Here is a 26,669-nt window from a genome sequence, read left to right as displayed (position 1 = left end):
TTTGTCGATCAAAAAAACGCCGGTTCGATACCGGGTGCTGGCCGGAGATGCGGTGACGCTGTGGCACACGTTGACACCTCTGCCACGCCCCCGCGTGGTTTCGTTCGAGAAACGATACCAGTTTCCCAAGTACTCGAAACTGCCCGATCTTACCGAAACGTCCGATCATGGCGACTTGACGGCGTTAATGGGGACAACCGGGCACCTGAGAATCCAGTTTGATCAACCAGTTCGCGATGCGACGCTGCGTTATGGCACTCGCGGTGTTGCACTTGAGTTGCAACCGCAAGACGACGACCCGACGACTTTCACCGCGTCGCTGCCGATCAAAACGGCCGGGAACTATCAAGTTGACGCCATTGGCGTCAAATCCGAACTCGGTAATCCCTTCAGCCCTCAATACACCATTGTCCCGATTCCAGACACTCCGCCCGTCGTCCGTTGGGGGGAAGGGATCCGATCGAACATGTTGGCGTCCCCGCTGGACGTGCTTGCGCTGTCCGCATCGATCGAAGACGACATCCCTGTGGAGGATGTTTTCTTAGAATTCCAGATCAATGCGTCGAATCCAGAACCATCTCCGTTGACCATCGATTCAGCGGACACAAAATTGTCCCCCTCGTGGAATTGGGACTTGATGCATCGCAACGACTCGCAAGCACCATCCGACACGCTTGTCAGTAGCGACATCATCCGTATGCGTGTGGTCGCAATTGACCGCAAAGGACAACGAGGCGAGTCGCGAACGATCGAGATATTGATCGTCGATGAAGGATTTACGCAATCACGGCAAGAACATTTGCAACGTTTGAGCGAGGTGGTCAGCGAGACAGTCGATTGGACCTTGGATGCGTATTCGCTGATCGATCAATACCGGGAACAGTTATCCGGCGACGAGACAAGCGAATTGGATCTATCCAAAATGCAGGACATGCAAAACGACGCGTCACGTTTATCCGACGCCAAAGAATTGCTGATCCAACGTGTGATGACCGTATTGCCGTTAAGCAACGATCCGGTCGAATCCGCCGGACTTGAACAGATCGGATTGGCAGTGATTGATTTGCAATCCAAAATCGAAGATTTGGTGACGCCAATCCAGGATGCACCAGCAAACCCTGACGATGACGAAACGCGAATCCGTCGCGATTGGTTCAAACGGTTGCCCAGCCGCCTTGCCAACACTCGCAATGAAGTTTCGCGAGTCGAAGAGTTTGCTCGCTCGTTTCTTGCGCATCACATGGATGTTGGCATCCTGACCGACGCCGCCGCGCTACTGCAAAGCGTGCAGCCGATTGCGGATCCAGAAGCCAACGTGCCGATTGAATTGTACGAACGATACGTCGATGTCGCGATCGCCCGAATGAAAACGATTGACACATTGATCACGACTTACTCGGATCTTATCCCCGAATCCCATCGCAACCATTTGAGAAAATGGAACGATTTTTCCAGCACATGGCAGATTCGGCACCGCAATACCATCGACGATCCACCGGGCCGCGCCAATCTGCGGTCTTTGATGCAGCAATACACCGCGGAGCTCACTTGGCATGTCGCCAGCAACTTAATCGATCAACAGCTCGAAGGCCGGGTTAAGAATCTGCTTAGCGAATTGAATTCGCAGCGTCGCAAACCCCATGACATCCTTCGGCAAGCAAACCATGACGGACGCGACGCCAAAGCATTGCAAAAACGGCTCGACACTATTGATGATGCGAACCAAGCCGCGGCAACGACTCGTCAGTGGAAAGAGAAGGAAGCTGCCTACGATGCCGGGATCTCCGATCTCCTCTCAAGGCTCGAGCAGGAAGAAACGCTGCACCGCGCTCGACCGATCGTCGATCTAAGTTATGCCTCGGACACAAACCTGTTTGCTCGTGCCATCAAAAACGTAAGTGTCGACGGCTACCAAGATTATCGCGAAGAATCGATTGCGGACGTTTATGAAAAGTTGGCCAAGGCGTTCTCGGTGATCTTTGCTGCGCATCAAGTTGCCACACTGCAGACCGAGCTTTCGACGTTGCATTTAGCCGAAAACCGGCTCGATCAGTACGCCGAAGCAAGATTGGAGCATCCGATGTGGATCGAGCGGTTCATGTTCGAGATGGAAAAGGCGGTGCAATCACTACGCGGCGCAGGGATCGAATCGGCGGTCACCGACGCGATAGACCAGTCGCGTTACGGTGGTGCGATCCAGCAGGCCGCGGAACGGATTCGCTCGCGTCGATGGGAAGAGAAGTCACTCGTTTCCGCATCGGCTTCGTTGCGAACCGCGACCGCCAAACTTGACGCCGCGGTACAACCATTGGCACCGCTTGTGAACGAAGCACGGAGGGTGATCCTGAGTTATGTGCCGACGCTTGCGGAACAGGCACGCCAAGCGGCGAAAAAGGCTGCGGAGGCCGAGCAACGAACGAAACAGCGTGAGGATGCGTCCTCTGAAACCGCAAAACAACTGGACCAACAGCAACAGCAAGCCGAACAAGCTGCGACCGAAACAATGCAGACGTTGGCGGATCGTGCGAACAATGTCCAATTGACTGATGCCGCCGAACGAGAGCTTGCGCGAGACGCGGACGCGGCGGCGGCCCAAATTGCCGACGCACTGAAACGCGCACAACAGCAAATGGATGCCGCAACGGCGACGTCCTCGGAAAAAACGAGAAACGACATGTTGGAGGATGCTGCCGAATCGTTACAAGATTTGAAAGCCGCTCTCGAACAAACCGCCGAACATTTTGAACGCGCCGACGCTGGCGAAGATGTTGCTCAATCGCGAGCCGAATTGAGGGATGCCGAGCGTGAATTGCAGCAGGCTGCAGAGCTTCAGCAGCGATTCGATCAAGCCGAAGCGATGGCAAACGCCGCAAACAAATCGCCCGAAGAATTGATGCGTCAACTCGAACAAGAGCTGCAACGCAACGAGTTGATGCAAGGCGAATTGTCGGAAATCGCGGCCAACGCTGCAGCGACGGCCGCGGCCTCGTTGGACCAAGCAGCCAAGGCGGAACGCGAAATCAACAAAAGCCTGGAACGAAGCGATCCCCATGTTCAAGAACAGAAACAGCGAATGCGTCAGGAGTTAAATGAGGTTGCGGATAAGATCGACACGGTTCGCGACGCGTTATTGCATCAGGCTGAACGTGCGGCAAATTTGGGGCGACAAGAAGAGCTGAAAAACGAGGTTGCTGAACTGCGAGACAAGTTGGAAAACGCGGCTCAGGCAGCGCGTGACAGCGGCAACGGCGACCCTTTGATGTCCGAGATGACACAAGGAGCCAAAAACGCCAGCGAAGCGATACAAGCCGCCAACAAGGCGATACAGCAATTACAAAAGCATGCCGATGCCGCTACGGCTGAATCAGTCACTTCGCGTGAAAAAGACCGGCAAGCGTTAGAACAACAAGCCAGTCATTTGCAGCGTGAGTCGCGGAATCGGCGCAGCCAGGATGCGGAAAACCAACGAAAAGAATGGGACAATTTCGAAAGAGCTGCCGACAATCGCGTCTCACGGGCACAACGCGAAGTGGCAAGCGCCGAGCGGCTGAAAAATGACCATCAAAAGAAGCTGAAGCAAAACCCCAGCGAAACATGGCGAGAACAAGAGGTTCAACGCGCCGAGGAGCAAATTGAACTCGCCTCGGCGACCGAAGCGGCTGCTCGCGAATCAAAACAGTTTGCCAAGGACAAAAAGAACGCGGCTGAGAAAATTCGCAAAGAAACCCAGTCTGAAAAGACGGAGTCGCTCGACAAGGCTAACCCCGCAGCACAGCTTGCTCAGCAAATGGCAGCCAAAGCGAATGACGAGCTGGGGCAAATCGAAAAAACACTCGCTGAACTTGCCAACCAACCGGCAACCCCCGAATCGCTGCGCGCTGCAGCCCAGGCGACAGAGCATGCGATCACCAACCAGGCGGCAATCACGAAACAAGCGGAAACCGCAGCGGCGTTCCTCGAGCGTGCTGCCCGCCACGAAGAACGTCTTGGAAAGGATTCCGTTGCCGAGAAACTGAATCAAGCTGCCGAATCGGTCACGAAGAATGCGGTCGCGAGTGCCGAACAAGCACAACAAGCGGTGCAAGCAGCCCATGACGATCAAACGAAATCTGCCGCGGCGAACCAGAAGGTCGCACAGGCCACCAAGCAAATCCAAGCCGAAGCCGACGATTTGTCAAACATGATCGCGGAAGCATTGCCACAAGATCCGTCTCCGGCCACATCGCCGCAGCCGTCGACGTCCAACACGCCGACGGCTGCGTCTGAGCCACCTGCGTCTCAGACACCCGCAACCAATACGCCCGAAGGACGTGCTCGGCAACTTGCCCAAACGCTTGACGAGTTGGACCAAGCGATGGCAGATCCATCGGGTCAGCCCGGCAGTGAAGGGCAGAGCCAGCAGTCCGGTGAAGAGCAGACGGCCGAAGGGCAGGCTAATGAGAAAGGGGAACCCGGAGCATCCGCTCAAGCGGCCTCGGGCGACAAACCGGGCGAAAAACCGGGGAAAAAACAAGGTCAAACAGCCGGTCAAGCCTCTCCCACGCTAGCGGCCGCGATGCAACAGCAGGCTCAGAACATGGCCAAACAGCGTCAAAGTCAAGTCACTTCGGCGCAACAGGGGAACCCCACCGAATCACAATCACAATCGATGGCTCAATCGTCCGCAAGCACTTTTAGTAACGCGTCGTCCGAGGGGATCGCCGACAGCGAATCGCTGGATGCCAGACAAGAAAACCGCAAAGGATCGCAGTGGGGGCAACTTCGCGAACGCAGAACCGATGATGCCCAGGAAACCGAAACTCATTTGGGAGCCCCCGAATACCAGCAGCAAATTGAAGCCTATTTTCAGGCTGTTGCACGCCGGGCAGCCCAGAAACCGTAGTGGTCGCATGTGTCGTATTTTGTCGCACAGCCGGGCGATGCGACTCGTTGCGAGCGGCGAGTGGAGTGACACTGCGTCAAACGCGACCTGTTACTTCGGAACGAACACGACGCCGTGAAGCATCTACTTGTAGCAACCTTCGCCAGAAGGGGGTGATTCGCATTTGCCGGCAACCATCCACGCTCTGGCGAGCGTAGCTACAAATCGAAAATACTGTAGTTTGCGGCCTCTAAATGCTTCACAGCATTGGGGACAAACCGTTCACGTTTACATCGAAACGATCTGATGAACTCAATCAAACTCAATCGCCGAAGCATCTTACAGAAGATGGTTGCCGCTACCTGCGTGCCGATCGGCTCGGGGGCTTTTGCAAACGCGGCGATCGCTGACGATTCGTTGCAGACACTCTACATCCCTGATGAAGTGGATCGGGCCGTCCGAAAGGCTGTCGAGTATCTGGCTGGGACTCAGCGCGATAGTGGTGCGTTAGCGGATCGCAATCACCATGTCACGATGACATCGCTTGCAATCATGGCAATGGCATCGATCGGGACGCAACCAGGTGATCAGAGCGAACTGGGACGCGTCATGAAGCGAGCGATCGACTTTGTGTTAGACCCTAAGCTTCAAGATGACAACGGTTACTTTGGCAAAAGTGACGGGTCTCGGATGTATGGCCACGGCATCATCACGTTGATGTTGACCGAAGTGCTGGGAATGGGGGCCTCGGTCGAGCAAAACGAGCGGATTCACAAGGCGTTGGTACCGGCGATCCAATTGATTTTGGCGGCTCAGAAAGTACGTAAGCCTGAATTGCATCAGGGCGGATGGCGATACGAACCACGAAGCTCCGATTCCGACTTGAGCGCGTCGGTGTGGCAATTGATGGCACTTCGCTCGGCGAAAAATGATGGCATGGATGTACCCGGCGAGGCGATCGATCAAGCGGTCAAGTACTTGAAAGCATCGTACACGTCGCCGCGAAAACCGCGGGGCAGCAACGTTGAGGTCAGCGGATTCAGCTACACGCCGGGGACGCACCAAGCCACCTTTACGATGACCGCTGCCGGATTGCTGGCGATGCAGGTTTGTGGATTGTACGATTCGCCGATGGTCGCCGGCGCGGCTGATTGGTTACTCGAAGATCCTCCTCAGCTTCACGAACGCTACTTCTATTACGGCATCTACTATTACTCGCAAGGCATGCACCAAGTCGGCGGCAAACATGCGGAAACCGCCACCAAATTGGTGTCCGATTTGTTGTTGGGGTCCCAGCATCAAACCGGCGCATGGCAGCCGCAACGCGAGGAACACAACTACGGTGGCGTCTACGCCACCTCGCTGGCGGTGCTCAGTCTGAGTGTGCGATATCACTATTTGCCGATTTACCAGCGGTAGTCTCTTCGCTGGCTGCGGTCGCATCCTCGCCGCCGAGTCATTTACGCCAGAGAAATCTGTATTGCATTCAAAGCCGCGTTTTGAGAACCTGTCCCCGGGGCGTGCAACGCAGCGTCCGACAAGCCCGACTTTCTAGAGGATGGAGACTCCGACTGTGTATCGAAACGTTTTCTTGGCTGCTGTGACATTTTTGGCCGTTGCTTCTGGTATCAACGCCACCATTTTGCATGCCGATGATCCCACCACGGACGGAAAGAGTGTGTTACAGCGATACACGCTGCGGTATTCGTTAAAAACAGGCGAAAAACTTCATTATCAAGTCACCCACGCGGCCAAAACCAAAACACGGATTCGGGGCGCCGAAGAAATCTCGACCGTTCACACCGTCAGCCAACGGCATTGGGACGTGTTGGCAGCCAATGCGGACGGTGAAACGACCATTGATCACATCGTCGACTCGGTGGAAATGACCCAGCAGCAAGGCGAACAGGAAGAGGTTCGCTGGGACAGCCTCTCGGACGAGGAACCACCAGCGATCTTCGGAAGAGTGTCTGAACAGATCGGCAAAAAATTGTCGACGCTGACTTTCGATTCACGAGGTGTCGAAATCAAACGTGAGAATCACGGTGGCACCAAGGCATCATTGGGAATGGGCACATTGACTCTGCAATTGCCGGAGGAGGCGCTGGCGATCGGCGATTCCTGGTCGGTTCCCCACGAAGTCAAAGCGAGGTTGGACAACGGCGAGGTCAAGGTCATCAAGATTCGCGAGCGATACACGCTCGATAAAGTCCAAACCGGTGTTGCGACTCTTTCGCTACGCAGCGAGCCATTGACTCCGATCAACGAAGAATCGGTGCGTGCTCAGGTCGTCCAGCAGCTCAGCAATGGGACGATTCGCTTTGACATCGACAATGGCCGTATGCTCAGCAAGCAGCTTGATTGGGATGAGACGGTGGTCGGCTTCCAAGGGGCAAACAGTTTGATGGAATATCGCTCGAGGATGACCGAAAAATTGGTCGACGGCGTCGAGCGAACCGCTCAGAAACCTTAATTTCGAACAAAACGACGCACTGGCACCACGCTGCTGGCACCTCTCTTCTCCCTTTCTCTCAATGGGGGCCAGCCACCTGTGCACGAAAACCAAGTTTGCGGAGATCGTTAGCCGTTTGGCCCAACGCTATGACGCAGTTTCTCGTGACGACCTTCGCCAGAAGGTGGTGATTGTATTTTTCGGCAACCATCCACGCTTTGGCGAGCGTAGCTATAGAAGGGCTATAGAAGGGCTATAGAAGGCAAATGTCGTCATTCGTGGCCGCTAAATTCTTCACTGCGTTGTCCGAATGAACGTCGATCGAGCGTAGCGGAAGTCGTGCGTCGGCTTTCGTTCGATTGACGCATCCCCCCCACCGAAACGCTTGGCGAGTTTCGCGTCAAAGTGCATCACGGCGTTACGCATCGACACTAGCCCCAACCTTGTGGCGGATCTGATAGACTAATCGCTAGTCCAGTGGCGTGGATTTCCACTATAGCGGTTCTCCACGGCTCCCTCTCCCCCCCTTTCTTTCAAGGCGTGATCGTATGTCAGATAACAAGGGTGTTGTTTATTTGGGTTCAGGCAAAGTCGACGTTCAATCGATCGATGACCCGAAACTCGAATTGAATTATCGAGGCAAATCTCGGCAGTGCCATCACGGTGTGATCCTGAAGGTGATCTCCACCAACATTTGCGGATCCGATCAACACATGGTTCGCGGACGCACAACCGCTCCGGCTGGCATGGTGCTCGGTCATGAAATTACCGGTGAAGTCGTGGAAGTCGGGCGTGATGTCGAGTTCATCAAACAGGGCGACATCTGTAGCGTCCCCTTCAATATTGCCTGCGGACGTTGTCGTTGCTGCAAAGAGGGCGATACAGGGGTGTGTGAAAACGTGAACCCCGATCGTCCCGGCGCTGCCTACGGTTACGTCGATATGGGTGGGTGGATCGGCGGCCAAGCCCGCTATGTCATGGTGCCCTACGCCGATTGGAATTTGTTGGCTTTTCCCGATCGCGACCAAGCGTTGGCCAAGATCCGCGATCTGACCATGTTATCGGATATCTTTCCAACCGGTTATCACGGTGCCTATACCGCGGGTGTGACCACAGGAAGTACTGTCTATGTCGCCGGAGCTGGGCCAGTCGGACTGGCATGTGCCCACGCCGCGCAATTGTTAGGAGCCGCGGTTGTGATCGTCGGCGATATGATCGAAGAACGACTCGCCCAAGCACGCTCCTTTGGCTGTGAGACCGTCGACTTAAAAAACGATGCGTCACTTCCTGACATGATCGAACAAAAACTAGGCGTGCCCGAGGTTGACTGTGCCGTCGATTGCGTGGGATTCGAAGCTCGCGGGCACGGCGGAGATTCGGGCGTCGAAAAACCAGCCACGGTGTTGAACCAAGTGATGCAGGTGACACGCGTGGCCGGTGGCGTCGGTATCCCTGGTCTGTACGTAACCGAAGATCCCGGTGGAGTCGACGAAGCGGCGAAAACCGGAAATCTGTCGCTTCGGATCGGATTGGGCTGGGCCAAGTCGCTGCACTTTACCACCGGGCAATGCCCGGTGATGAAGTACAATCGAGGGCTGATGATGGCGATCTTGCACGAACGTTGCCAGATTGCCAAAGCAGTCAACGCAACCGTGATCCCGCTTGAGGAGGCGGCGCAAGGCTACGACGATTTCGATAAGGGCGCGGCGAAGAAATTCATTCTCGATCCTCACGGCGTGTTGCAGGGGGCATCCTAACGGTGATCAACATCCGTTGTGGGACAGGCCGCGAAATCGGAATTGTTGACGCCCGAATTGGGCGTCACGTTTTCTTTCGGTCTGCACTGCAGTTGTCGTTAAACCAACGACGGTGACGGCTTACTTTAGTCGTACGCGGCAAACCTTGTCGTCGGCGGTGATGTAAAGCGTCTTTTCATCGTCGCTAAGCGTGCAATTGCTGACGCGGCCTTCGGTAATGATCCGTCCAATCAATTTTCCATCAGGCTGGATTACATAGATTGCGCCAGGACCGCTGCCGTAAATCGTACCGTCTTTGGCAACGTCTAATCCGTCGGGAAGCCCAGGGAACTCTGCCATGAAACTCTTCGCGTCCAACAACAGTTTGGCTTCACCTAGACTTTTGTCCTCGTTGATTGGGAACGCCATCCACACCGGCGCTGCAGGATCACTTTGGGCCACGTAAAGCGTTTTTTCGTCCGGCGAAAGCCCGATACCATTGGGACGAGCGAGCTGTTTGGTTAGCAGCGTCAACTTGCCATCGGCATCAAGGCGATAGATGCCACAAAAATCGAGTTCGCGACGCGGATCCGATGCTCGCTCGGGAAGTCCATAGGGTGGGTCAGTGAAATACAGCACACCGCCTTCACCAAAAACCAAATCGTTTGGACTGTTCAAACGTCGACCCTCGAAACGATCCGCTAGCGTCAGTTTGCCACCACCACGTGTCAACAGAGACACTCGGCGATCACCGTGTTCGCAAGCGACCAAGCGGCCTTCGGAATCGACCGCCAATCCATTGCTGCCTGGTTCGAGTCCGTAGTAGCTGATTCCGGTATAGCCGCTCGGATTCATGTACAATTCGACACCCCGCGATGCGGTCCAGCGGAAAATCGAGTTGCGAGGAATGTCAGAGAACAACAGATATCCTTCCCCTGCATCACTGACCCAAACCGGGCCCTCGCACCATGTGAACCCACTTGCCAAGACTTCGATTTTCGTATCCTCGGCAATCCGAGCGTCCAGAGCGGGATCGAGACGCTCGATTCGTCCAAGCGTGGTGGGGGTTTGAGCGTGAGTGGTCGTCGCACAAAGAACGAACTGAGCAAACAAGCTGGTCAGAACAACGAAAGAGAATTTTCGCATGATGGGGCGTAGATCTGGCGGTGGTGGCTAGCGGGTGGGATGAATGCGGCTACCGAAGTAGGGCGTCAAGCGTGACGGGCTGCCGAATCGATCCGGAAACCGGGTGCAATTGTACTCAAAAAGTCTCCACGATGCCCTAAAACCCGGTATTTCTAGACAGGATTCCCTTTCCCAATGCGGCAGCGATCGTGTCGCGACGTTTATCGTGGACCTGGCGGCCAACGTCGACTGTAGCGATCACGCTGCCGAGGCGATACGCTTGACACGCAACATCGACGCTCGGTGTCTTGACGGCGGGTCCAATTCAGTGATCCACTTTGGTAGCGGCACGACCCGAGCTGGTAGCGGCACCACGCGGGGATGGTCCGGGGGCAGCTAGTAATCTGAGGGCAGCTAGTAAATCGAACGCGGTAACGTATTTCGAAACGGATAATTTCGCTATTGGGTTTTGTAGCTCCGCTAGCCAGAGCGTGGATAGTTGCCGCGCAAATTCGAATCACCAATTTCTGGCGAAGGTCGCTACGAGAAAATGCTTCCCCGTGTTGGAGAAAAACGTTCGATTTTGACCGGGCGGCTTGCGCCGCACCGCTACAAAACCTCCCGTTTCGTGCCGAAGTCGATGGCACTGGACATTCGCAACCTGATCCACACGTCTCCCGTGCTCGGGCGAGTTTGGTTAGAACCGTAGTGGACAAACCACAGGACCTGATGAAACTCGCACGCGAGTTTCGCTTGCGTTGGGATTCCGTTTTGCTGCCGCCGACCAGAGCCATTACCTTGACGATCTTGCCCATCCTATCGCTCTCGATCACGCTACTGAGCGTGATGATTGGTCTTGGGTTCATTCGCGCGATCCACATCGTCAAATCGCTCGCACCGGCCGCGCCCATTGGTTCGGAAACGCCTCTTGTTGATGTCATTGTGCCCGCTCGCAATGAACAGGCCGATGTTGGAAACGCAGTCCGCAGTATTCTAGCGCAGCAAGGCGTTGATGTTCGTATCACCGTGATTAATGATCATTCAACGGATCAAACGGGATCCCTTGTCGATAGGATTGCCGAGAACGATCCGCGAGTCGGCGTGATTCATGATCCGCCCATGATGGACGGTTGGTTCGGCAAAGCCAACGCGATGCAGCATGCGTATCAAACGACAAACCGGCCCTACGTCGTTTTCGCGGATGCCGATGTGATTCATTCGCCTTGCTGTTTTATCACCGCGATTGACCACATGCGGCAAGAACAATGCGACTTTCTCAGCTTGTTTCCCAAGGTACAGTTGGTCTCGTTTTGGGAAAACGCCATCGTCCCTCACTTGATGGTGTTCGGTTTGGTGACGTTTCTGAACCGAGCTCTAGACGATCCCAATTCGGGACATGCCGTTGCCGCCGGAGCGTTTATGTTGACACGTCGAAACGTGCTGGACGAAATTGGCGGTTTGGCGTGTGTGCGGAACGAAGCACTCGATGACGTGATGTTGGCACGGAACATCAAGGCCAATGGATTTGTCACGAAAATCGCGTTAGCCCCGCAGCTTCTGTCGGTCCGACTTTTCAAAAGCAACCATGATGCGTTCTGGGGATTCAGCAAAAACATCCTCGGCGCGGTATCGCACATCGCGTTTGCATTTCCAGCGATCGTGGTGCCGCTGTTCGTCTATTGGTTGCCAATCAGCGTGTTGCTGATCGGAATCGTTCGACATGATGGAGGCTGGATGCTGTGCGGAATTAGCGCGTACGTCACGCAAGCAGCGATACTCGTCTTGGCAAGCCGCCTCGCTGAGATGCATCCGCTGAAAGCGCTCGCATTTCCATTTTCCGCGCTCCCTATCGGATGTTGTTTTGCGCGAGCGATTTATCACCATTTCATCAGCGACGGTGTGGTGTGGCGTGGCCGTGTGATCCGCCGCAGTACCAATTAGCGAAACCGCGACGGCTTATCACTTAGGAAAACCGGGCAGCTCAAATTTTTTCTCGGTGTTACTGGTATGCTCGCCGTAATGACGCTGCATTTGTTTGATCAGCGCACGTAGTGTCGGCCAACGACTTCCAGGAGCTTTTGTATCAAGCTCGACGCCATCGAGTAGATAGGCAAATCGACGGCAAAAATCGCTGACGCGTTGCATTTGACGAGCCTCTTCGGCACCGTCCCAATCAGGATGCGCAAAGCGATAATCGGGCGGCATTTGTTTTGGATTCAAATCGAGTGTCGGGATTGCGGGATCGATCGCATGGTAGATTTGCGAAAAGAACAACAGCTGGCGTCCCATCATGTGTTCGACATTCCAACGCGGCGTATGCGTCCCATTTTCCGGACGAAAGTTCAGCTGTTCCACTGACAGCGGGGCAAATACTTTCTGCGACTCGCGGCAAGCAAGTTCCATCTTCTGGAACTCGGCTTCCAATTCATCCGGCATCGACCAAACCGTATCGCCGAGGACCACGATCTGGGGTTGCGAAATTTTGTTTCCCGTATGTGAAACCGCAAAAGTGTTGTGGGGCTGGTGAATGATACTTTGGTTCGATTCAACGGCGTCTTGAAATTTGCGGACGGTTTCGTCCTTGGTTTCCCGCACCACTGGAATCACGAACCGCGGGCGGTATTGACGCACCCATTGGGCAACACGTTCCTGGGTCAGCGATGATTCCGCAGCGGCTGCCACGACAAGGACGTCGACACGATCGGCCGCATTGGCGGACACGTCCGCTGCGTCGCCATCGACCACCATGACAACGACGCCGTCGACCGTGATCATGAGCATTCCCTTCGCAGTGGACGCTGCGCGGAGCCGGTTCGGATCATTTGTTTTGGCATCCGATTTTGGCACCCAAGATGGCGATGCGACATTGGGTTCACGAAACAAAACGTGATCGTAAGTCCCTGATAATGAGAGAGTTTGATCGGACTGGGGCTCTGCCGCTCCATCCACCGCATCGTTCGCGGTCTTGATCGCCAGCCGCAATCCCCAATGTGTCTCCAGCGAAACCACGCCGCCGGGCCACTGGCGAACCGCGATCGGATCCCCCTGGTTTGCTTCAATGGATGGGCAAAACAACAGTAGTAGAACAATACAAATCAGATGACGCGGCATCGAGTTTCTCTTGTAGAGGTTTTTCATGGGATAGAGAACCATCATAGCGAATCACGCAGCCGCCACAGTATCGCGCGGCCCACAGTAACACGCGGCCCACAGTAACACGCGTCAAGGGGCGGATCGCTCGGCGGGATGAACATCCACATAAAGTTGGGCCACCCGCGTCGTCGCGACGAGGGGGCGGAACCTGATTTCACTGAACTTTCATGGACGGTGACGCAGAAACTCAAACGGGACGACTGACGTTTGTGCCCGTTCCGACACCGATTGTCACATTCTTTTCTCCGACGGTACTGACTGACCGTTCAAAAATTCGGGATTTACACATGATCAAACTGCCAACGTTCCCTTTGCTCGCGCTCGCACTTTTGGCCACCCCTGGGCTCGCCGAGGACCCCCAAGACAAGAAACTTAGCCAGGAACTGGCTGAAATCGCGGCCACCACGGCCACTCGGTTTTCGCCCGAACTGGTCACAAAATTCCGAAATGGCGTCGCCGAGGTGAAGGCCAGTGGAATTGAAAAATCAGCGAAGCAGGTCGGCGATGCCGCTGTCGATGGCCAGTTGACCGGATGGGACGGAAAATCGGTCCAGTTGAGCGAATTGTGGAGCGAGGGGCCCGTGGTATTGATGTGGTATCGCGGCAGCTGGTGCCCCTACTGCAACGCTCAATTGCGTGCGATGCAAAAACAGCTCTCCGCAATCGAAAACGCCGGGGCCCGCTTGGTCGTGCTGACGCCGGAGCTTCCTGAAAAAGCAAAAGAGACGGCTGCGGCGAGCAATCTGAGCATGGTCGCGCTTCATGACAAAGACAACCAACTCGCTCGTAAATACGGGGTCGTCTTTTCGCTTCCCGAAACGATCGTTCCGATCTTCAAAGAAAAACTCTCGACTTTCAACGGCAGCAAGGCGACCGAGCTGCCATTGCCGGCGACCTACGTGATCGATACCGATGGCAAAATTACTTATGCCTATCTTAACGCAGACTACACAAAACGGGCGGAACCCGCCGAGGTGATCGCTGCCGTGGAAAGCCTATAGCCTTCCACAAAACATTCACTGCCGACTTGTTTGTAGAATAGGCGAGCCAGAGCACGCATTGAGAAAAAAACCGCTGCGGACAAAATGATCCGTGCGGACAACGAAGCGTGCTGTCACCGTCCCAGCCTAGCTCGCCCCCTACTCGTTCGCAGAACCACCATGATGAATCCAGGAAACGCCCGAGGCACGCGTCGTGCTTTTCTTCAGAACGGGACGTTGGTGTTGGCCGCCGCGTCCGTTTCCTCTTTGCCGCTTTATGCAGAGGACGCTGCGGAGGATCTTTGTGTCGGCTTGATCACAGACCTGCATTATGCGGACAAACCCTCGGCAGGCAGCCGACATTATCGGGAAACCTTGGCCAAGCTCGAAGAGGCAGCGTTGCAATTCGAGCGTGACCAACCCGCATTTGTGGTCGAGCTTGGTGACTTTATCGACGCTGCCGATTCCGTTGAAACGGAGCAGAGGTACCTGCGGACGATCAATCAAACGTTCTCGGCGATTTGCGATTCACGACACTATGTGTTGGGGAATCACTGCGTTGACACGCTAAGTAAAGAAGAATTTTTGGGGGGCGTTGGCCAAGCAAAGTCCTACTACTCGTTCGAACAAGGCGACTATCACTTCGTCGTCCTCGATTCTTGTTTTCGCAGCGATGGCGTCGCGTATGAACGCAAAAACTTTAAATGGACCGATGCCAATATTCCTGCAGCCGAAATGGACTGGCTCGCCGACGACTTAGCCGGTACCCAAAAACACATTGTGGTTTTCGCGCATCAACGAATTGATGTCGACAATCACTATGGAGTGCGAAACAACGCCGAGGTTCGCCATCTGCTTGAATCGAGCGGTAAGGTCAAAGCCGTGTTTCAAGGTCATAGTCATCAGAATGACCTGAACGACATCGGGGGAATCCATTACTGCACGTTGGTTGCGATGGTCGAAGGTTCCGGTGCCGAGCACAACGGCTACTCGGCGCTTCGCTTGGCCGCCGATGGAACCATCCGGCTCACCGGTTTCCGTAAGCAAATGGACCGAAATTTCAGCTAAACGCGGCGAACCGTATTCCGTCGATCATCCAGACACGTGACGGTCAAGCGTTCCCGTTACAAGACAGATACCGATTCGACACGTAAGAAGCCGCGGACGGCGAGTCGAATAAGCCGTTCGATCGATACTTCGTTAAGCACGACTTGCGATGCGAGTAGCAATCGGCCATTTTCCAAGCGAATCGGGTCTGCCAGTACCATTCCGGGCTGCAATTGCGACAACGACAGATGTTTCGGTCCCTTCGCCGGTTCCGGCAATGAAGGTCCTGCAGACTTATCATCCAATGGTGTTGTCGACGGATTTTTCTTGCTCGTCACGACCGCTTGCATTGCCGTTTGTTGCATTGCCAACTGCATCGCAACCACTTTCGACAGTTTGATGTGCGCCTTCGTATACGACTGGATCGTTTTACTGCTAAAAAATAGAAACCCGAGAGGTTTATTTTTCGCGATCACAGGGCATGTCAGCGACGCCTGCATGCCTTCTCGAATCATCAACCGTGTTGATCGAGAATTTGGACGTCGTTCTAAATAGTCATTCAAATTGTTCAATATTCGCGGTTGCTGCATTTTCAGCACCACCGACAATGATGAGTCGGCAATCGCGGCAGAGTAGCCTAGTCGCAGATGTGTTGGTTCGTTCGAGCGGAGCCATCGCGATCTGGCATATTCCGCAAACTCGTCGATCTCGGCATATCCAATTCGATCGTACGGGATCAGCCCCTGAAAGGATTCAAAGACGAAATTGAGCGATTCATCCAGCGTCGCACCGTTAACGATTCTGCTGGAAAGTCCAAAAACAACATCAAGTGTCGATGTTTCGACAACGCCAATTCCCATTTTCTAGCATCCTCATTTAATTAGCAGCTCGGCAGTGAGCCGAAGCGTATTCGGCATCAGATGGTGCCCTTAAAAGTTACGTCGCAATTAGCCCCCCCGAGGGAATCGTCCCTATTTCCTTGAACTGTTTTCACCAACCCGGCATCACACCCGGTTTTGTGTCGGCCCCCGTGGCACCCTGATCACGTCCGAGCGATGGATCGGGTACGATAGCGTCACCCATCGCAGTACACGCATCAACAACGGCGATGACGCGTGACGTTCTAAAATGAACTGGAGCCAACCTCGCTTGAAAAGTATGCCGAAGCATTTGCACGCTTATACAAAGGAAACTTGAAATGAACAAAGAAGCGTCCAGTGATCATCCCATCCACGAATTGATCCGCAAACGATGGAGCCCGTATGGGTTTGACGAACGATTGGTGCCGAAACAGGACATTGACGCGTTAATGGAGGCTGCACGTTGGGCGCCGTCCTCGTACAACGAACAACCTTGGAGCTATCTCGTTGCGACGCGTGACAGTGGCGAGCTATTCGATCGAGTTTTGTCCTGCTTGGTCGACGCCAACCAGGCGTGGGCGAAAGCGGCCCCCGTGCTGATGCTGTGTTGCGCCAGTTTGAAATTCTCGCGGAACGATAAACCCAACGCGGCGGCAACCCACGACTTGGGACTCGCTGCGGGTAACATTTGTTTCGAAGCAACCGCCCGCGGATTGGCAGTGCACCAGATGATCGGCATCCACCCTGATAAAGCACGCGAGCTCTTTGAAATTCCTGCAGACGTCCAACCGTTGACTGCCATGGCGATCGGGTACGCAGCCGATCCCGATTCGCTTCCCGAGGAACTGAAACAACGCGACCTCGCGCCCCGGCAGCGCAAACCGCTGTCCGAGTTTGTGTTTTCGGGCAAGTGGGGCACCCCCGCTAACGAAGAAGCATAGGCACGCGATTGGACAATTCATTCGGATTCAATTAACTCGCCGTTGACGATGTTCGCTGCGAAATGCTTCGCAGCGTTCGGATTTTTTGCACGCCGTCGCTACCGAGCCCGGCTTTCAAATCGGTGCAAACGACGACTTAGTGAGTCCGACTGCGCGAGCGATCACCAATGTGTTCCCAGACCACGCCTTCGCCGGTGCCATCCCCGCGAAAGTGCAGGATCGGGTTGACTTGTTTACGATTCAAACACTTGATTGTATCGCTCAGTCGTCGTTTGGAATCTTGTTCCGCATGAGGTGGCAGCGGGTCATCAATCCGGGCGGGCCAATCTTCTTCTTGAAACGCACTTAAAACCGCTTCCTGATTGTGGGCGGTCCAGCGAAATTCCTTGACCGCAACTCCGTTGAATCGCAACATCCGGCGTTCGGAATCCCACTGCGGAAGCAGGATCATTTTTGCCGCGACGTCGCTCCTCAGTGAAACATCCGGTGTTGCGTTGCCTGCACCATTTTTAGCACCGCTTTGTCCGGCTGCGCTGGGGTGATCTCTGTCGGTGTTTGCGATTGCGCAATAGCTCCGGGCAAATTCGACACCGGATGTCGTCAACACAAAACAGGTGCGGTCGGGAAACGATAAATCGCCCGTGGGGCGGAAAGCTCGACCGTCATCCCGCTCTAACGTGACCTCGCATTGATGTTCAACGTATTGGCTTCGCACCAGCCAGCGAAAATCATTGAAGGTCAAGCCGAACGATGTCAAACGATCGAGTTCGACGGCGAATTCCCAATAATCGCCACTGGTCTGCTCCGCATACTCCACCGCTTCCAACAGTGAAACAAAACCGGGCCGAAATCGCTCCGGCAACAACACGCTACGAGAACGGTGATTGTTATGCACTTTGCCAACTCCAACGTAGTTCCCAGGTTTTTCTGCATCTGAGGACCACGGAATTGCCAAGACGCAAACCGCACCCCCCGGATAGCTCGAGTCTAACGCCCCTCCGGTGCAACAACAACAGTCTCTCGTCACAGATTTCGAGATTCGTTATCGATGGCAATAAGAACTAACGAAAACCGAAGATCGAATGGTCGCGACAGAGTCTCTATCGCGGGAAAAACGCATCGGGAGAGACAACCGCTCCTCTTCGCAACGTTTTGTTCACGAAATCGGAGACAGCGATGCGCAATAAACGCGCAACTCCGGTGAAGCCACTGGGTCACTCGTCATTTGTCCACTTCCTCAATCGCTTGGCAACGACCAAACCAATCGCAAATACCATCCCCACAAATCGCCAGCGGTCTTTGCGATCGTTGATCAATTTTCGCAGCAAGGCAACCATCACAATCGTGGTCGTCAAGTTGTCCAGCGCAGCGAACAGAAAGAACGTCAACACCCCCAATCAAAAAGAATAGGATGCTGGCGATCTTGCCGGTTTGATGTAGGTGTTGTGCATCGATCGCAAAGTGCAACGGGATATTCGTGATCCCTTCAGATTTCGCTTCCATCGTAAACTAGGTCGGGATCAGCAAAGGGCGGAGAAACGAACTGAGATTGGTGACGTACAGCGATTAACACACCACGCCGCCCCATTAAGCAGTGGCGGCCTTGTTGATTCTGAGATTGTGTTCAAACGCGAGTTTGTAGTCGCGAAATGAGCCCCCCTCAATCATGCATTACCGTAAAACAGGACTCTCGCAAGCGTCAAAATGCAGGGCGGTGTCTGCGGCGATCTCACTGCAACGCATTGCAGGTTCCTGAAAAAACTTGCTGCACCGATCGCCCTGAATTTGCGGCAATTCAGTCGTCCGAATCGTCGATGCGTGCGTCGAGTTATATTCAACCGCTGCATTCGGCTGGCATTTTCCCTAAATGCATGATTGCGTTGGCAGGCGGGGTTGCTAAAGTGAGACTCCCTGCCGCAGACCCGCTGTCTGAGTCTGCCAATGCATCACAAAGCGTCTCTCTAGGCTGAGACGCAATTCCTCGCATTTCATTGGATTCCGCTTATGTACGCCGCTTCGTCTCGTTGGATTCTCGTCTTGGCCGCATTTCTCACGCTCATCTTCGGGACAAACGCGAGCGCCGAAGACGCCCCGTGGACATCGTTATTCGACGGAAAGACGCTCGATGGCTGGCAAAAGGTGGGCAATGAGAAAAGTGTCTGGGAGGTCAAAGACGGCGCGATTCAAGGTTCCGGTCCCGCTTCGATGCTAGTCACCACCGAAGGGCCGTATAAGAATTTTCGCTACCGCGCGGAAGTAAAAATCAACGACGGCGGAAATTCGGGTTTGTATTTCCGCACCACCGAAAAACCAGGTTTTTCGGATGGCTATGAAGCTCAGATCGATAGCACGCACACCGACCCGATCCGCACCGGATCGCTCTACGGTATGTGCCACGTCTACAAGCAACATGTCAAACCAGACACCTGGTTCACCTACGAAATCGAAGTTCGTGATGATGTTTGGCGTGGTCGCGATATGACACGAATCAAAATCACCGTCGATGGCAATGAGCTGTACGAATTCCTCGATTTCGAAAAAACATTCAAAGAAGGCTACTTTGCCTTTCAACAACACGATCCAGGCAGCAAAGTCAGCATCCGTAAAGTCGAAGTGCAACCATTGCCATAACCTGGACTCGCAGCGCAAATTGACAGGCGGCGGATCATCCGTCGCGTCGGCTTGTCGGCGCGATTGCAAGCGAGCGATTGCCAGCCGTCAGGATGCTTGCTCGATCTGATGCAGCTAAACCTCGCTTCATTGTTCTGATAGCCAACAGCCGTACGCTGTCTGCCTGCCAGGTCTCCCCCTGTCCCTACCTTTCCCCGAAAATTAAAGACTGCTGAATTACTCAGCCGCTTCGCCTTAACGGCGAACCTGAGTCTGTGGACCGGGAAAACAAAGCGAACCTGATTCGTAATGCGGCGCCGAGAAACACTTCCGCAGTCTCAAAAACCCGAGAGAACCTAATCATGCAACGAACTTTTGTATTCCTGTGCTTACTGCTGGGCAGCGTGAGCAGTGTCATCGCCGAAGAGTCAAAATTCACCGATCTTTTCAACGGTGAAAACCTGGACGGTTTTACACAGCGAAACGGAACCGCGACCTACCGTGTCGAGGAAGGCGCGATCGTCGGCAAGACTTCCGAAGGCAGCCCGAATTCGTTTCTGTGTACTGACAAACTTTACGATGACTTTGAACTTCAGTTTGAGGTCAAAGTTGACAACGGACTTAACTCGGGTGTCCAAATTCGCTCGCAATGCGTTGGTGGTAAACCCGAAGGCCGCGTCAATGGTCCTCAAGTCGAGATCTCGCTCGACAAGATGGCGGGCTATATCTATGGCGAATCGGCGGGCGGCTGGATGACGCCCGATGCTGACCGCAAACCCCACGATCACTTCAAAGACGGCCAATGGAACTCGTACCGGGTGGTTGCCAAAGGGAATAAAATTCAAACTTGGGTAAACGGCACACAAATCTCGGATTTGACGCACGAGGAACGCTACAAGTCGCATCCCAAAGGATTCATCGGTTTGCAGGTCCATGGAATCCGATCGGGGGAAGGGCCTTACGAAGTCCGATGGCGGAACTTAAAACTGCGTGAACTGTAACGGTTTCCCATAACGCTTCCTCACCGATGACAAACCCGATGTACGCTTTGCGATTCTTTTTGCTCGTTTTGTTTGTGCCGCTAACGCAATTCGCCGGGGGTGACGAACCGATCAAATTGCGAGTCCTCAGCTACAATATTCACCACGGCGAAGGGATCGACGGAACGTTGGACCTGCAGCGGATCGCAAACGTCATCCTTTCGGTCAAACCGGATTTGGTGGCGTTGCAAGAAGTGGATCAAAATGTCCTCCGTTCGGACTCGGTGGACCAGCCTTCCGAGCTGGCTCGGCTGACCAAAATGCACGTCGCGTTTGGCGCCAATATCCCCTTGCAAGGCGGCCACTACGGAAACGTGGTGCTGTCTCGCTTCCCGATCCAAACGCATGACAATCATTTGCTGCCTAATATCGCGAGTGGCGAACAACGCGGCTACATCAAAGCGACGATCGAGATACCCGGAATCACGGAACCTGTCGTCCTGATGGCGACGCATTTGGATCATCGCCGCGACGAACGCGAGCGTCTGGAATCGGCCAACGCCATCAATGCCCAAGCCAAGCAGCACCCCCAACTGGTTTCACTGTTGGCGGGTGACATGAATGCGGTCCCAAGCAGCGAGACGATGACGCGGCTCGGCACCCTATGGACCTCGGTAACCGACACTCCGATGCCAACGATCCCGGTGACTGCACCTGCTCGGCAAATCGACTTTATTCTCTATCGCCCCCAAAATCGCTGGAACGTCGTCGATGTCCGCGTACTCGATGAAGCAGTTGCGTCGGATCACCGGGCAATCTTCGCCGTGATCGAGCTACAACCGGGTGCATAACGATGGCGGCCAAGGCCCGCTAACGCATCCGCAGGCGGGCACGCACCGCCACGCGGAATTCGTTGGGGGGGCGGGTTGCGGCCAATTTCGGTACATGGCTCGCGCCGCCAAACATTCGTACGCACCGGTGCCACGAATTTAGCTTCTTCGCACCGTTAGTCCCGCGTCGGCGTGTTCAATAAAGTCGATATGGCACCCCCTATAGACCGTGAAGACAACCCGCTCTGCAGAGGTTCACAAACAGGAAACTCGATGGCAAACCCGCAATTTGTCATTTACGGGTATGTTCGCTAACGTTAAGATCTCTTAACGGAGCGTACACCTATCTTGGTGTGTCCCCCTTTTCCCGCCTTTCAATCCTTCCTCCCTTTCCTTTTTTAGGAGAATTGCGTTGCACGCTAGACTTCCGCGGCGAAACGCCGCTTTTACGCTGGTCGAATTACTTGTGGTTATTGCCATCATCGGCGTATTGGTGGGGCTACTGCTACCCGCCGTTCAGGCGGCTCGCGAAGCTGCTCGTCGTATGAGCTGCAGTAATAACTTCAAGCAGATCGGCTTGGGGATTCACAACTACCACTCTGCTTACAACCAATTGCCACTTCACGGCTCGGGGACTTATGTGGTCGGCGGACGCGACCTATGGGATCAACCCTCGCCCACCTCTCCCGCTGCAACGGGCTGTTCAAACCACCGTTTGTCGATGATGGTCGGTATCGTGCCGTTCATTGAACAACAAGCATTGTGGGAACAGATCAGCAACCCGCTTGCAATCAATTCCAACGGATCGGCCAAATCACCCCCCTGGCAAGCGATGGGGCCTCGTCCTGATGAGCGTAATTATCTTCCCTACGTGACGGAATTGGCGACGCTCCGCTGTCCAAGTGACCCTGGTTCGGGATTGCCTTCGTTGGGACGCACCAACTATGTAGCATGCACCGGAGATTCATCGTATCGATCGCGTGATCCGTACTTGAATATCAACGAACAATCCGAGGATGCGAGCGTGACTCTGCCCTACACACCGAGCTCGGGTACGGCACAGCATTCCAACGCAGCGCACCGCGGTATGTTTGTGCTCACCAAGAACATGAAGTTTCGCGACACGTTGGACGGATTGGCCAACACGATCATGTGTGGCGAAATTGCGACGGATCTGGGTGACAAAGACGCGCGTACCTCGTTGCCGTCCAGCGGCGGCGTCGGTGTGACGGGGGAACGGCAAAATTGCCACTTGAATCCATCGTTTATGAAGGCGTCGCTTGATCCCCAACGCCCTCAATTCTGGAATGCGGGCGTCGGTGTCAATTCGAACTGGGGGCGTGGATACCACTGGTACGACGTGATGCCTGTCTATGGACAGATGCATACGATTCTGCCACCGAACTCAGCCGTCTGTACCGACGCCGGTCCCGGAGCTGCCAACGGCGACTTAGTCGCGACCGCATCGAGTCGCCACCAAGGCGGCGCGCACGTCTTGATGGGTGACGGGGCGGTCAAGTTCATCACCGATTCGATCGAAGCGGGGAATGCTGAGAACCCGGTTGTTTATCTTGGCGGTAGCGCTGCCACGAAGAACCAGACCGGGGCGCCAAGTCCTTTTGGACTGTGGGGATCGCTTGGCACCCGTGCCGCGAAGGAAGTGATCAACGGCGAATTCTAAATCGCAACGGCGGTGGAAATCTAGATAGCGAATCGCACTCTCCGTGCGATCCGTTACGAAAAAAACAACAACCTCGAACCTGTTCCAGGTTCGAGGTTGTTTCGTTGAACACGTTAGTGAATGAATGCGGTTACTTTTCAACACCCTTATAATCATTCAATGCTTTTTCGTCCGCAGCAACCTGGGCGTCGTAAGCGTCGATCGCCGCTTGATTCGCATCCTCTAAAATATTGGTGGATTTAGACGACGGGCATCCCGTTACAGCGAGTGCAGCGACAATCAACGCGAGCGAAAAAAGACGATTCATAATTTACCTTTAGGCGGGGATAAAATAGAGAGGAGCCATACACGATGGCTTTGCTCTGATTTTAGTCAATGCTCATTCTTTTGACGAGCTGCGGTCGTCTTGTTTTTGTTGTGCTGCCCCCCTGTTCTTTATTCAAAGCCAGCGTCATCAGATCGAAAGTCCTTTGCTAAAACCACAGATGGCGAGAGTGAAAAACAACTTCATACGTCCGAGGCAGCTAGCCGCTGCAACCAATTTCTGGCGATTAACTCATGCCCCTGCGGCAGCGGATGAACTCCGTCCCAAATCCAGTGCTCGGGTTTGGCAATCTTTGCCGCATCATCAAAAATCTGCTGCGTACGTACGTGGATTGCGTCATAATCCTCAGCCAATGCGTTGACGATGCCGCAGAGCTTATCGATTTCCGATCGCCACTTCGCATACTCACCATCGCTGAATCGATTTGACGGAAGCACAAAAGGATCAAGAAGCACGATTTTCAGATTTGGGTTAGCGCTGCGGCTCGCGTCAAGAATCGAACGATAGTCACGTTCCCATTTCTCTGCCGGAACGTGCGGCAGTTTCGCTCGGATCGTTCGCCCCACATCATTGACTCCGATCAATATGCTCAATAGATCCGGCTGGATCTCAATGGCATCTTTCTGCCACCGCGCACGTAAATCAGCCACCGTGTTACCACTGTGTCCGCGGTTAAAAAATTCCAGCTCTGACGCTGGCATTTCGACCCCTAATTTCGCTGCAATCAGAAAGACATAACTGTGTCCCAGATAGTGATTGCGGTCCTGCTGGTTGCGTCCCCATTTCATGTCGGTGATCGAATCGCCCTGAAACAACAACCGACTGCCCTTTTTTAACATCGGCAATGAAGGTGGATCGGGGGCGTTGGTCTGGCTTTCGCCGGGATCATCGGGGCCAGCCGCTACAAGGTGTGACATGGCACCGGCCCCAAGGGCGGCGGTGGTGATAAACGTTCGACGGGTTAACATGCGTTCTTGTTCCGTGTCGGGAATGTCCGATTTTGCGTGATTTTCCAAATGACACGCTCCCCTGTTCGTAGCGATCAATGCCTTTGATCACCCATTGCAACTGAGCACCAATCGCGAAGGCGAGTTGGGGACATCCAATTGTTGATTGCTTCTAAAACCTGCTGCGGCAAACATTCGTTCGTATTCGGCAAATGTGTAGGCATCGCCTTGGTCGGTACTCATTAGCATCGTCAGTGCAAAGGTCGCCGAAACGGCCGGGGTCACGCGGTCTTCGTCGGGGATAAAATCGAGAGTTACTACGAATCCACCAGGTTTCAGCGCCGCACGGACCTTCTTCAACAGCGTGTTGCAGGTGTCTGTCCCAAAGTGATGCAAAAAATTGGTCAGCAAGATAAAGTCATAATTCTCGCCGAAGGCGACCGACATCGCGTCACCTGGCAATAATGTGTATCGATCGTGGACGCCGGCGAGTTTTGCGTTTTGGTCGGCGACCTCGAGAACTCGTTCAAAGTCCTGAGCAACGATTTCGGCCTCTGCAATTCGTTCGGCGATCGTGATTCCAAAAAGCCCATGCCCCGCCGCGATATCCAGCACTCGCAATGGCGCGTCGCCATGTTTCTCGGCCACGAGATCCGCGATAAAGTGTGCTGCAGGCTTCATCATCGGAGCCATCGACTTAGCAAACTCGACCCACAGTTCGAAGTCGACGTTGGTGCTGCCACCGTCCGGCAGTAACGTGCCGCCCTTGCGAACGGCGCCCGCAACATCACGGTATGTATCCATGATCGCGCCGGCTGCAATAAAACCAGCGACGCTTCCCATGTAACTCGGTGACTTCTGATCCAAAAACACGGCTGAGGTGGGAGTCAACGAGTACTGGTCGACCGATTTCTCGAGAAAACCGATCACGGTTAAATAGTCACACAGAATCCGCATCCCTCGCTCGCTAGCGTCACTCGCTGTCGCGATCGATTTGGCTGAAAGCGGCCCCGCACCGAGCACTGTAAACACCTTTAATTCAATCGCCGCCTTCAATGCACCGGTTCGCTGAAATGCATTCAACGTCTCGAAGATAATAACGGGATTAGGTTCGTTCATAAGGACGTCTCGCTGGTGGTTGTCAACGTGTCACGGAGGTCACCCAATGGGATGAAGCACGGCAACGTGTCGCACTTCGTTTGACGCTTTGAATTGATGAGGTGAATGACGCGAGTTGCTCAGCTATCCAATTGACTTACTTCGACCTCCACTTCCATCACCGATTTTCCTTGTCCGTGATAGGAACCGGAAACGGGTGGAATCCACTCGGGGTGGCGTGCGACGGCGACGGCAATGTGATCGCCCGCGACACGGAGGCCCGCTGTGGAGTCGAAACCTCGCCAACCGGTGCCGGTCAAATAGACTTCGCACCACGCATGCGTCGCTCCGTCGCCGGGTGCCAGGTTTGGGTCATGCCGATATCCACTGACGAATCGGGCGGCGAGTCCGAGATGACGGCACGCCTCCATGAACAAAGTGGCGAAATCACGGCACGATCCTGTCCCTTTTGCCAAGGTTTCGGAAGGTCGCTGAACGCCGATCTCTTCGCGTCGGCCGTATTGCAGTTGTCCCGGAATGGCTTCATTCATCTGGTTCAGCAGATCCAGCGTTGGCAGTGTTTGACCCGGCTTCCAAAACCGCTCGATCCAATCCTTTAATGATTCCGCACCCCGGGTAAAAATGGGCAACATATACGGCAGCAAGTCTTCGCGTTCACCAACGTCGTATTGAAACGGAAACTGCTGGACACGCGGATCCAAACGAACATCGGCGGGCGTGTCCTCGTAGTGGTCGATGACAACTTCGCTGTCGAATTCAAGAAAATCGGCCTGTTGTTGGAACGTGACGACCGCAACCGAGTTCCCGTGGGCGTCGCGGTGCCAATGAATCGCGTGTTCGGGTTGGATCGCCAATTGCGACGAGACGATACGAATGTCGTGGCCTTCCCGAGGTCGCAGCATCACCTTGTGTGCGTGCAACTTGACCGGGTGGGGATATCGGTATCTCGTTTTGTGTATTATTTTGAGTCGGCGCATGTGTAAAGCTTATCGGACACAGGGCTCTAGAAACTACCCCTTGCG

Annotated in this window: 21 protein-coding genes; 12 read left to right on the top strand and 9 right to left on the bottom strand. The window is 54.4% G+C overall.

Annotation, left to right across the window (positions count from 1 at the left end; all coding sequences use genetic code 11):
• Positions 1-34: 34 nt before the first annotated feature.
• The 4 genes from ABX962_RS01170 (at position 35) to fdhA (ending at position 9,070) form a co-directional block, all read left to right on the top strand.
• Positions 35-4,882 (top strand): hypothetical protein, encoded by a 4,848-nt coding sequence (locus ABX962_RS01170; RefSeq protein ID WP_372715836.1) that lies wholly within the window; start codon positions 35-37, stop codon positions 4,880-4,882.
• Between the two features lie 285 nt (positions 4,883-5,167).
• The gene (locus ABX962_RS01165; RefSeq protein WP_372715834.1) at positions 5,168-6,280 is read left to right on the top strand and encodes a prenyltransferase/squalene oxidase repeat-containing protein; all 1,113 of its coding nucleotides are present in this window, start codon (positions 5,168-5,170) and stop codon (positions 6,278-6,280) included.
• 154 nt (positions 6,281-6,434) lie between these two features.
• A complete protein-coding gene (locus ABX962_RS01160; RefSeq protein ID WP_372715832.1) occupies positions 6,435-7,334 on the top strand; it encodes a hypothetical protein in 900 nt (299 codons plus the stop codon).
• 527 nt (positions 7,335-7,861) lie between these two features.
• Positions 7,862-9,070 carry a formaldehyde dehydrogenase, glutathione-independent gene (gene fdhA, locus ABX962_RS01155; RefSeq protein ID WP_372715830.1) on the top strand — a complete coding sequence of 403 codons (1,209 nt, stop codon included), beginning with the start codon at positions 7,862-7,864 and terminating at the stop codon, positions 9,068-9,070.
• A 120-nt stretch (positions 9,071-9,190) separates the two neighbouring features.
• Here the strand turns inward: fdhA and ABX962_RS01150 are convergent, their stop codons facing one another.
• The gene (locus ABX962_RS01150) at positions 9,191-10,195 is read right to left on the bottom strand and encodes an SMP-30/gluconolactonase/LRE family protein (RefSeq protein WP_372715828.1); all 1,005 of its coding nucleotides are present in this window, start codon (positions 10,193-10,195) and stop codon (positions 9,191-9,193) included.
• Between the two features lie 708 nt (positions 10,196-10,903).
• On the opposite strand from ABX962_RS01150, the gene ABX962_RS01145 reads away from it, so the two are divergent.
• Positions 10,904-12,115: a glycosyltransferase family 2 protein gene (locus ABX962_RS01145; protein WP_372715826.1), complete on the top strand. Its 1,212-nt coding sequence runs from the start codon at positions 10,904-10,906 to the stop codon at positions 12,113-12,115.
• A gap of 18 nt (positions 12,116-12,133) precedes the next feature.
• Here the strand turns inward: ABX962_RS01145 and ABX962_RS01140 are convergent, their stop codons facing one another.
• Positions 12,134-13,285, bottom strand: a complete 1,152-nt coding sequence (locus ABX962_RS01140) for a DinB family protein (RefSeq protein WP_372715824.1) — start codon at positions 13,283-13,285, stop codon at positions 12,134-12,136.
• A 329-nt stretch (positions 13,286-13,614) separates the two neighbouring features.
• On the opposite strand from ABX962_RS01140, the gene ABX962_RS01135 reads away from it, so the two are divergent.
• Positions 13,615-14,328 (top strand): peroxiredoxin-like family protein, encoded by a 714-nt coding sequence (locus tag ABX962_RS01135; RefSeq protein WP_372715822.1) that lies wholly within the window; start codon positions 13,615-13,617, stop codon positions 14,326-14,328.
• Between the two features lie 159 nt (positions 14,329-14,487).
• Positions 14,488-15,375, top strand: a complete 888-nt coding sequence (locus ABX962_RS01130) for a metallophosphoesterase (protein WP_372715820.1) — start codon at positions 14,488-14,490, stop codon at positions 15,373-15,375.
• Between the two features lie 56 nt (positions 15,376-15,431).
• Here ABX962_RS01130 and ABX962_RS01125 read toward each other — a convergent pair whose 3' ends face one another.
• Entirely contained in the window at positions 15,432-16,214 is a 783-nt protein-coding gene (locus ABX962_RS01125; protein WP_372715818.1) for a GAF domain-containing protein, read from the bottom strand.
• A 338-nt stretch (positions 16,215-16,552) separates the two neighbouring features.
• On the opposite strand from ABX962_RS01125, the gene ABX962_RS01120 reads away from it, so the two are divergent.
• Positions 16,553-17,155, top strand: a complete 603-nt coding sequence (locus ABX962_RS01120) for a nitroreductase family protein (RefSeq protein ID WP_372715817.1) — start codon at positions 16,553-16,555, stop codon at positions 17,153-17,155.
• Positions 17,156-17,291: 136 nt separating this feature from the next.
• Here the strand turns inward: ABX962_RS01120 and ABX962_RS01115 are convergent, their stop codons facing one another.
• Both ABX962_RS01115 and ABX962_RS01110 read right to left on the bottom strand, forming a co-directional pair.
• Positions 17,292-18,050: a hypothetical protein gene (locus ABX962_RS01115; protein ID WP_372715815.1), complete on the bottom strand. Its 759-nt coding sequence runs from the start codon at positions 18,048-18,050 to the stop codon at positions 17,292-17,294.
• A 319-nt stretch (positions 18,051-18,369) separates the two neighbouring features.
• Positions 18,370-18,546: a hypothetical protein gene (locus tag ABX962_RS01110; RefSeq protein ID WP_372715813.1), complete on the bottom strand. Its 177-nt coding sequence runs from the start codon at positions 18,544-18,546 to the stop codon at positions 18,370-18,372.
• Positions 18,547-19,159: 613 nt separating this feature from the next.
• On the opposite strand from ABX962_RS01110, the gene ABX962_RS01105 reads away from it, so the two are divergent.
• The 4 genes from ABX962_RS01105 to ABX962_RS01090 all read left to right on the top strand — a co-directional run bounded on the left by ABX962_RS01105 (position 19,160) and on the right by ABX962_RS01090 (position 23,256).
• Entirely contained in the window at positions 19,160-19,786 is a 627-nt protein-coding gene (locus ABX962_RS01105) for a DUF1080 domain-containing protein (RefSeq protein ID WP_372715811.1), read from the top strand.
• Between the two features lie 341 nt (positions 19,787-20,127).
• On the top strand, positions 20,128-20,766 hold the full coding sequence (locus tag ABX962_RS01100; RefSeq protein WP_372715809.1) for a DUF1080 domain-containing protein: 639 nt from the start codon (positions 20,128-20,130) through the stop codon (positions 20,764-20,766).
• Positions 20,767-20,792: 26 nt separating this feature from the next.
• A complete protein-coding gene (locus ABX962_RS01095; protein ID WP_372715807.1) occupies positions 20,793-21,596 on the top strand; it encodes an endonuclease/exonuclease/phosphatase family protein in 804 nt (267 codons plus the stop codon).
• A gap of 391 nt (positions 21,597-21,987) precedes the next feature.
• Positions 21,988-23,256 carry a DUF1559 domain-containing protein gene (locus tag ABX962_RS01090; protein ID WP_372715805.1) on the top strand — a complete coding sequence of 423 codons (1,269 nt, stop codon included), beginning with the start codon at positions 21,988-21,990 and terminating at the stop codon, positions 23,254-23,256.
• 130 nt (positions 23,257-23,386) lie between these two features.
• Here the strand turns inward: ABX962_RS01090 and ABX962_RS01085 are convergent, their stop codons facing one another.
• From ABX962_RS01085 to ABX962_RS01070, 4 genes are all read right to left on the bottom strand, one after another.
• Positions 23,387-23,563, bottom strand: coding sequence for a hypothetical protein (locus ABX962_RS01085; RefSeq protein WP_372715803.1), 177 nt, complete (start codon positions 23,561-23,563; stop codon positions 23,387-23,389).
• A 200-nt stretch (positions 23,564-23,763) separates the two neighbouring features.
• Positions 23,764-24,549, bottom strand: a complete 786-nt coding sequence (locus tag ABX962_RS01080; RefSeq protein ID WP_372715801.1) for an SGNH/GDSL hydrolase family protein — start codon at positions 24,547-24,549, stop codon at positions 23,764-23,766.
• Between the two features lie 87 nt (positions 24,550-24,636).
• Entirely contained in the window at positions 24,637-25,647 is a 1,011-nt protein-coding gene (locus tag ABX962_RS01075) for a methyltransferase (RefSeq protein WP_372715799.1), read from the bottom strand.
• Between the two features lie 119 nt (positions 25,648-25,766).
• Positions 25,767-26,624, bottom strand: a complete 858-nt coding sequence (locus ABX962_RS01070) for a transglutaminase N-terminal domain-containing protein (RefSeq protein WP_372715798.1) — start codon at positions 26,622-26,624, stop codon at positions 25,767-25,769.
• Positions 26,625-26,669: the final 45 nt, after the last annotated feature.

The sequence above is a fragment of the Novipirellula sp. genome (genome assembly GCF_041583735.1).
Taxonomy (GTDB): Bacteria; Planctomycetota; Planctomycetia; order Pirellulales; family Pirellulaceae; genus Novipirellula.
This window is presented reverse-complemented; position numbering and strand designations above follow the sequence as displayed.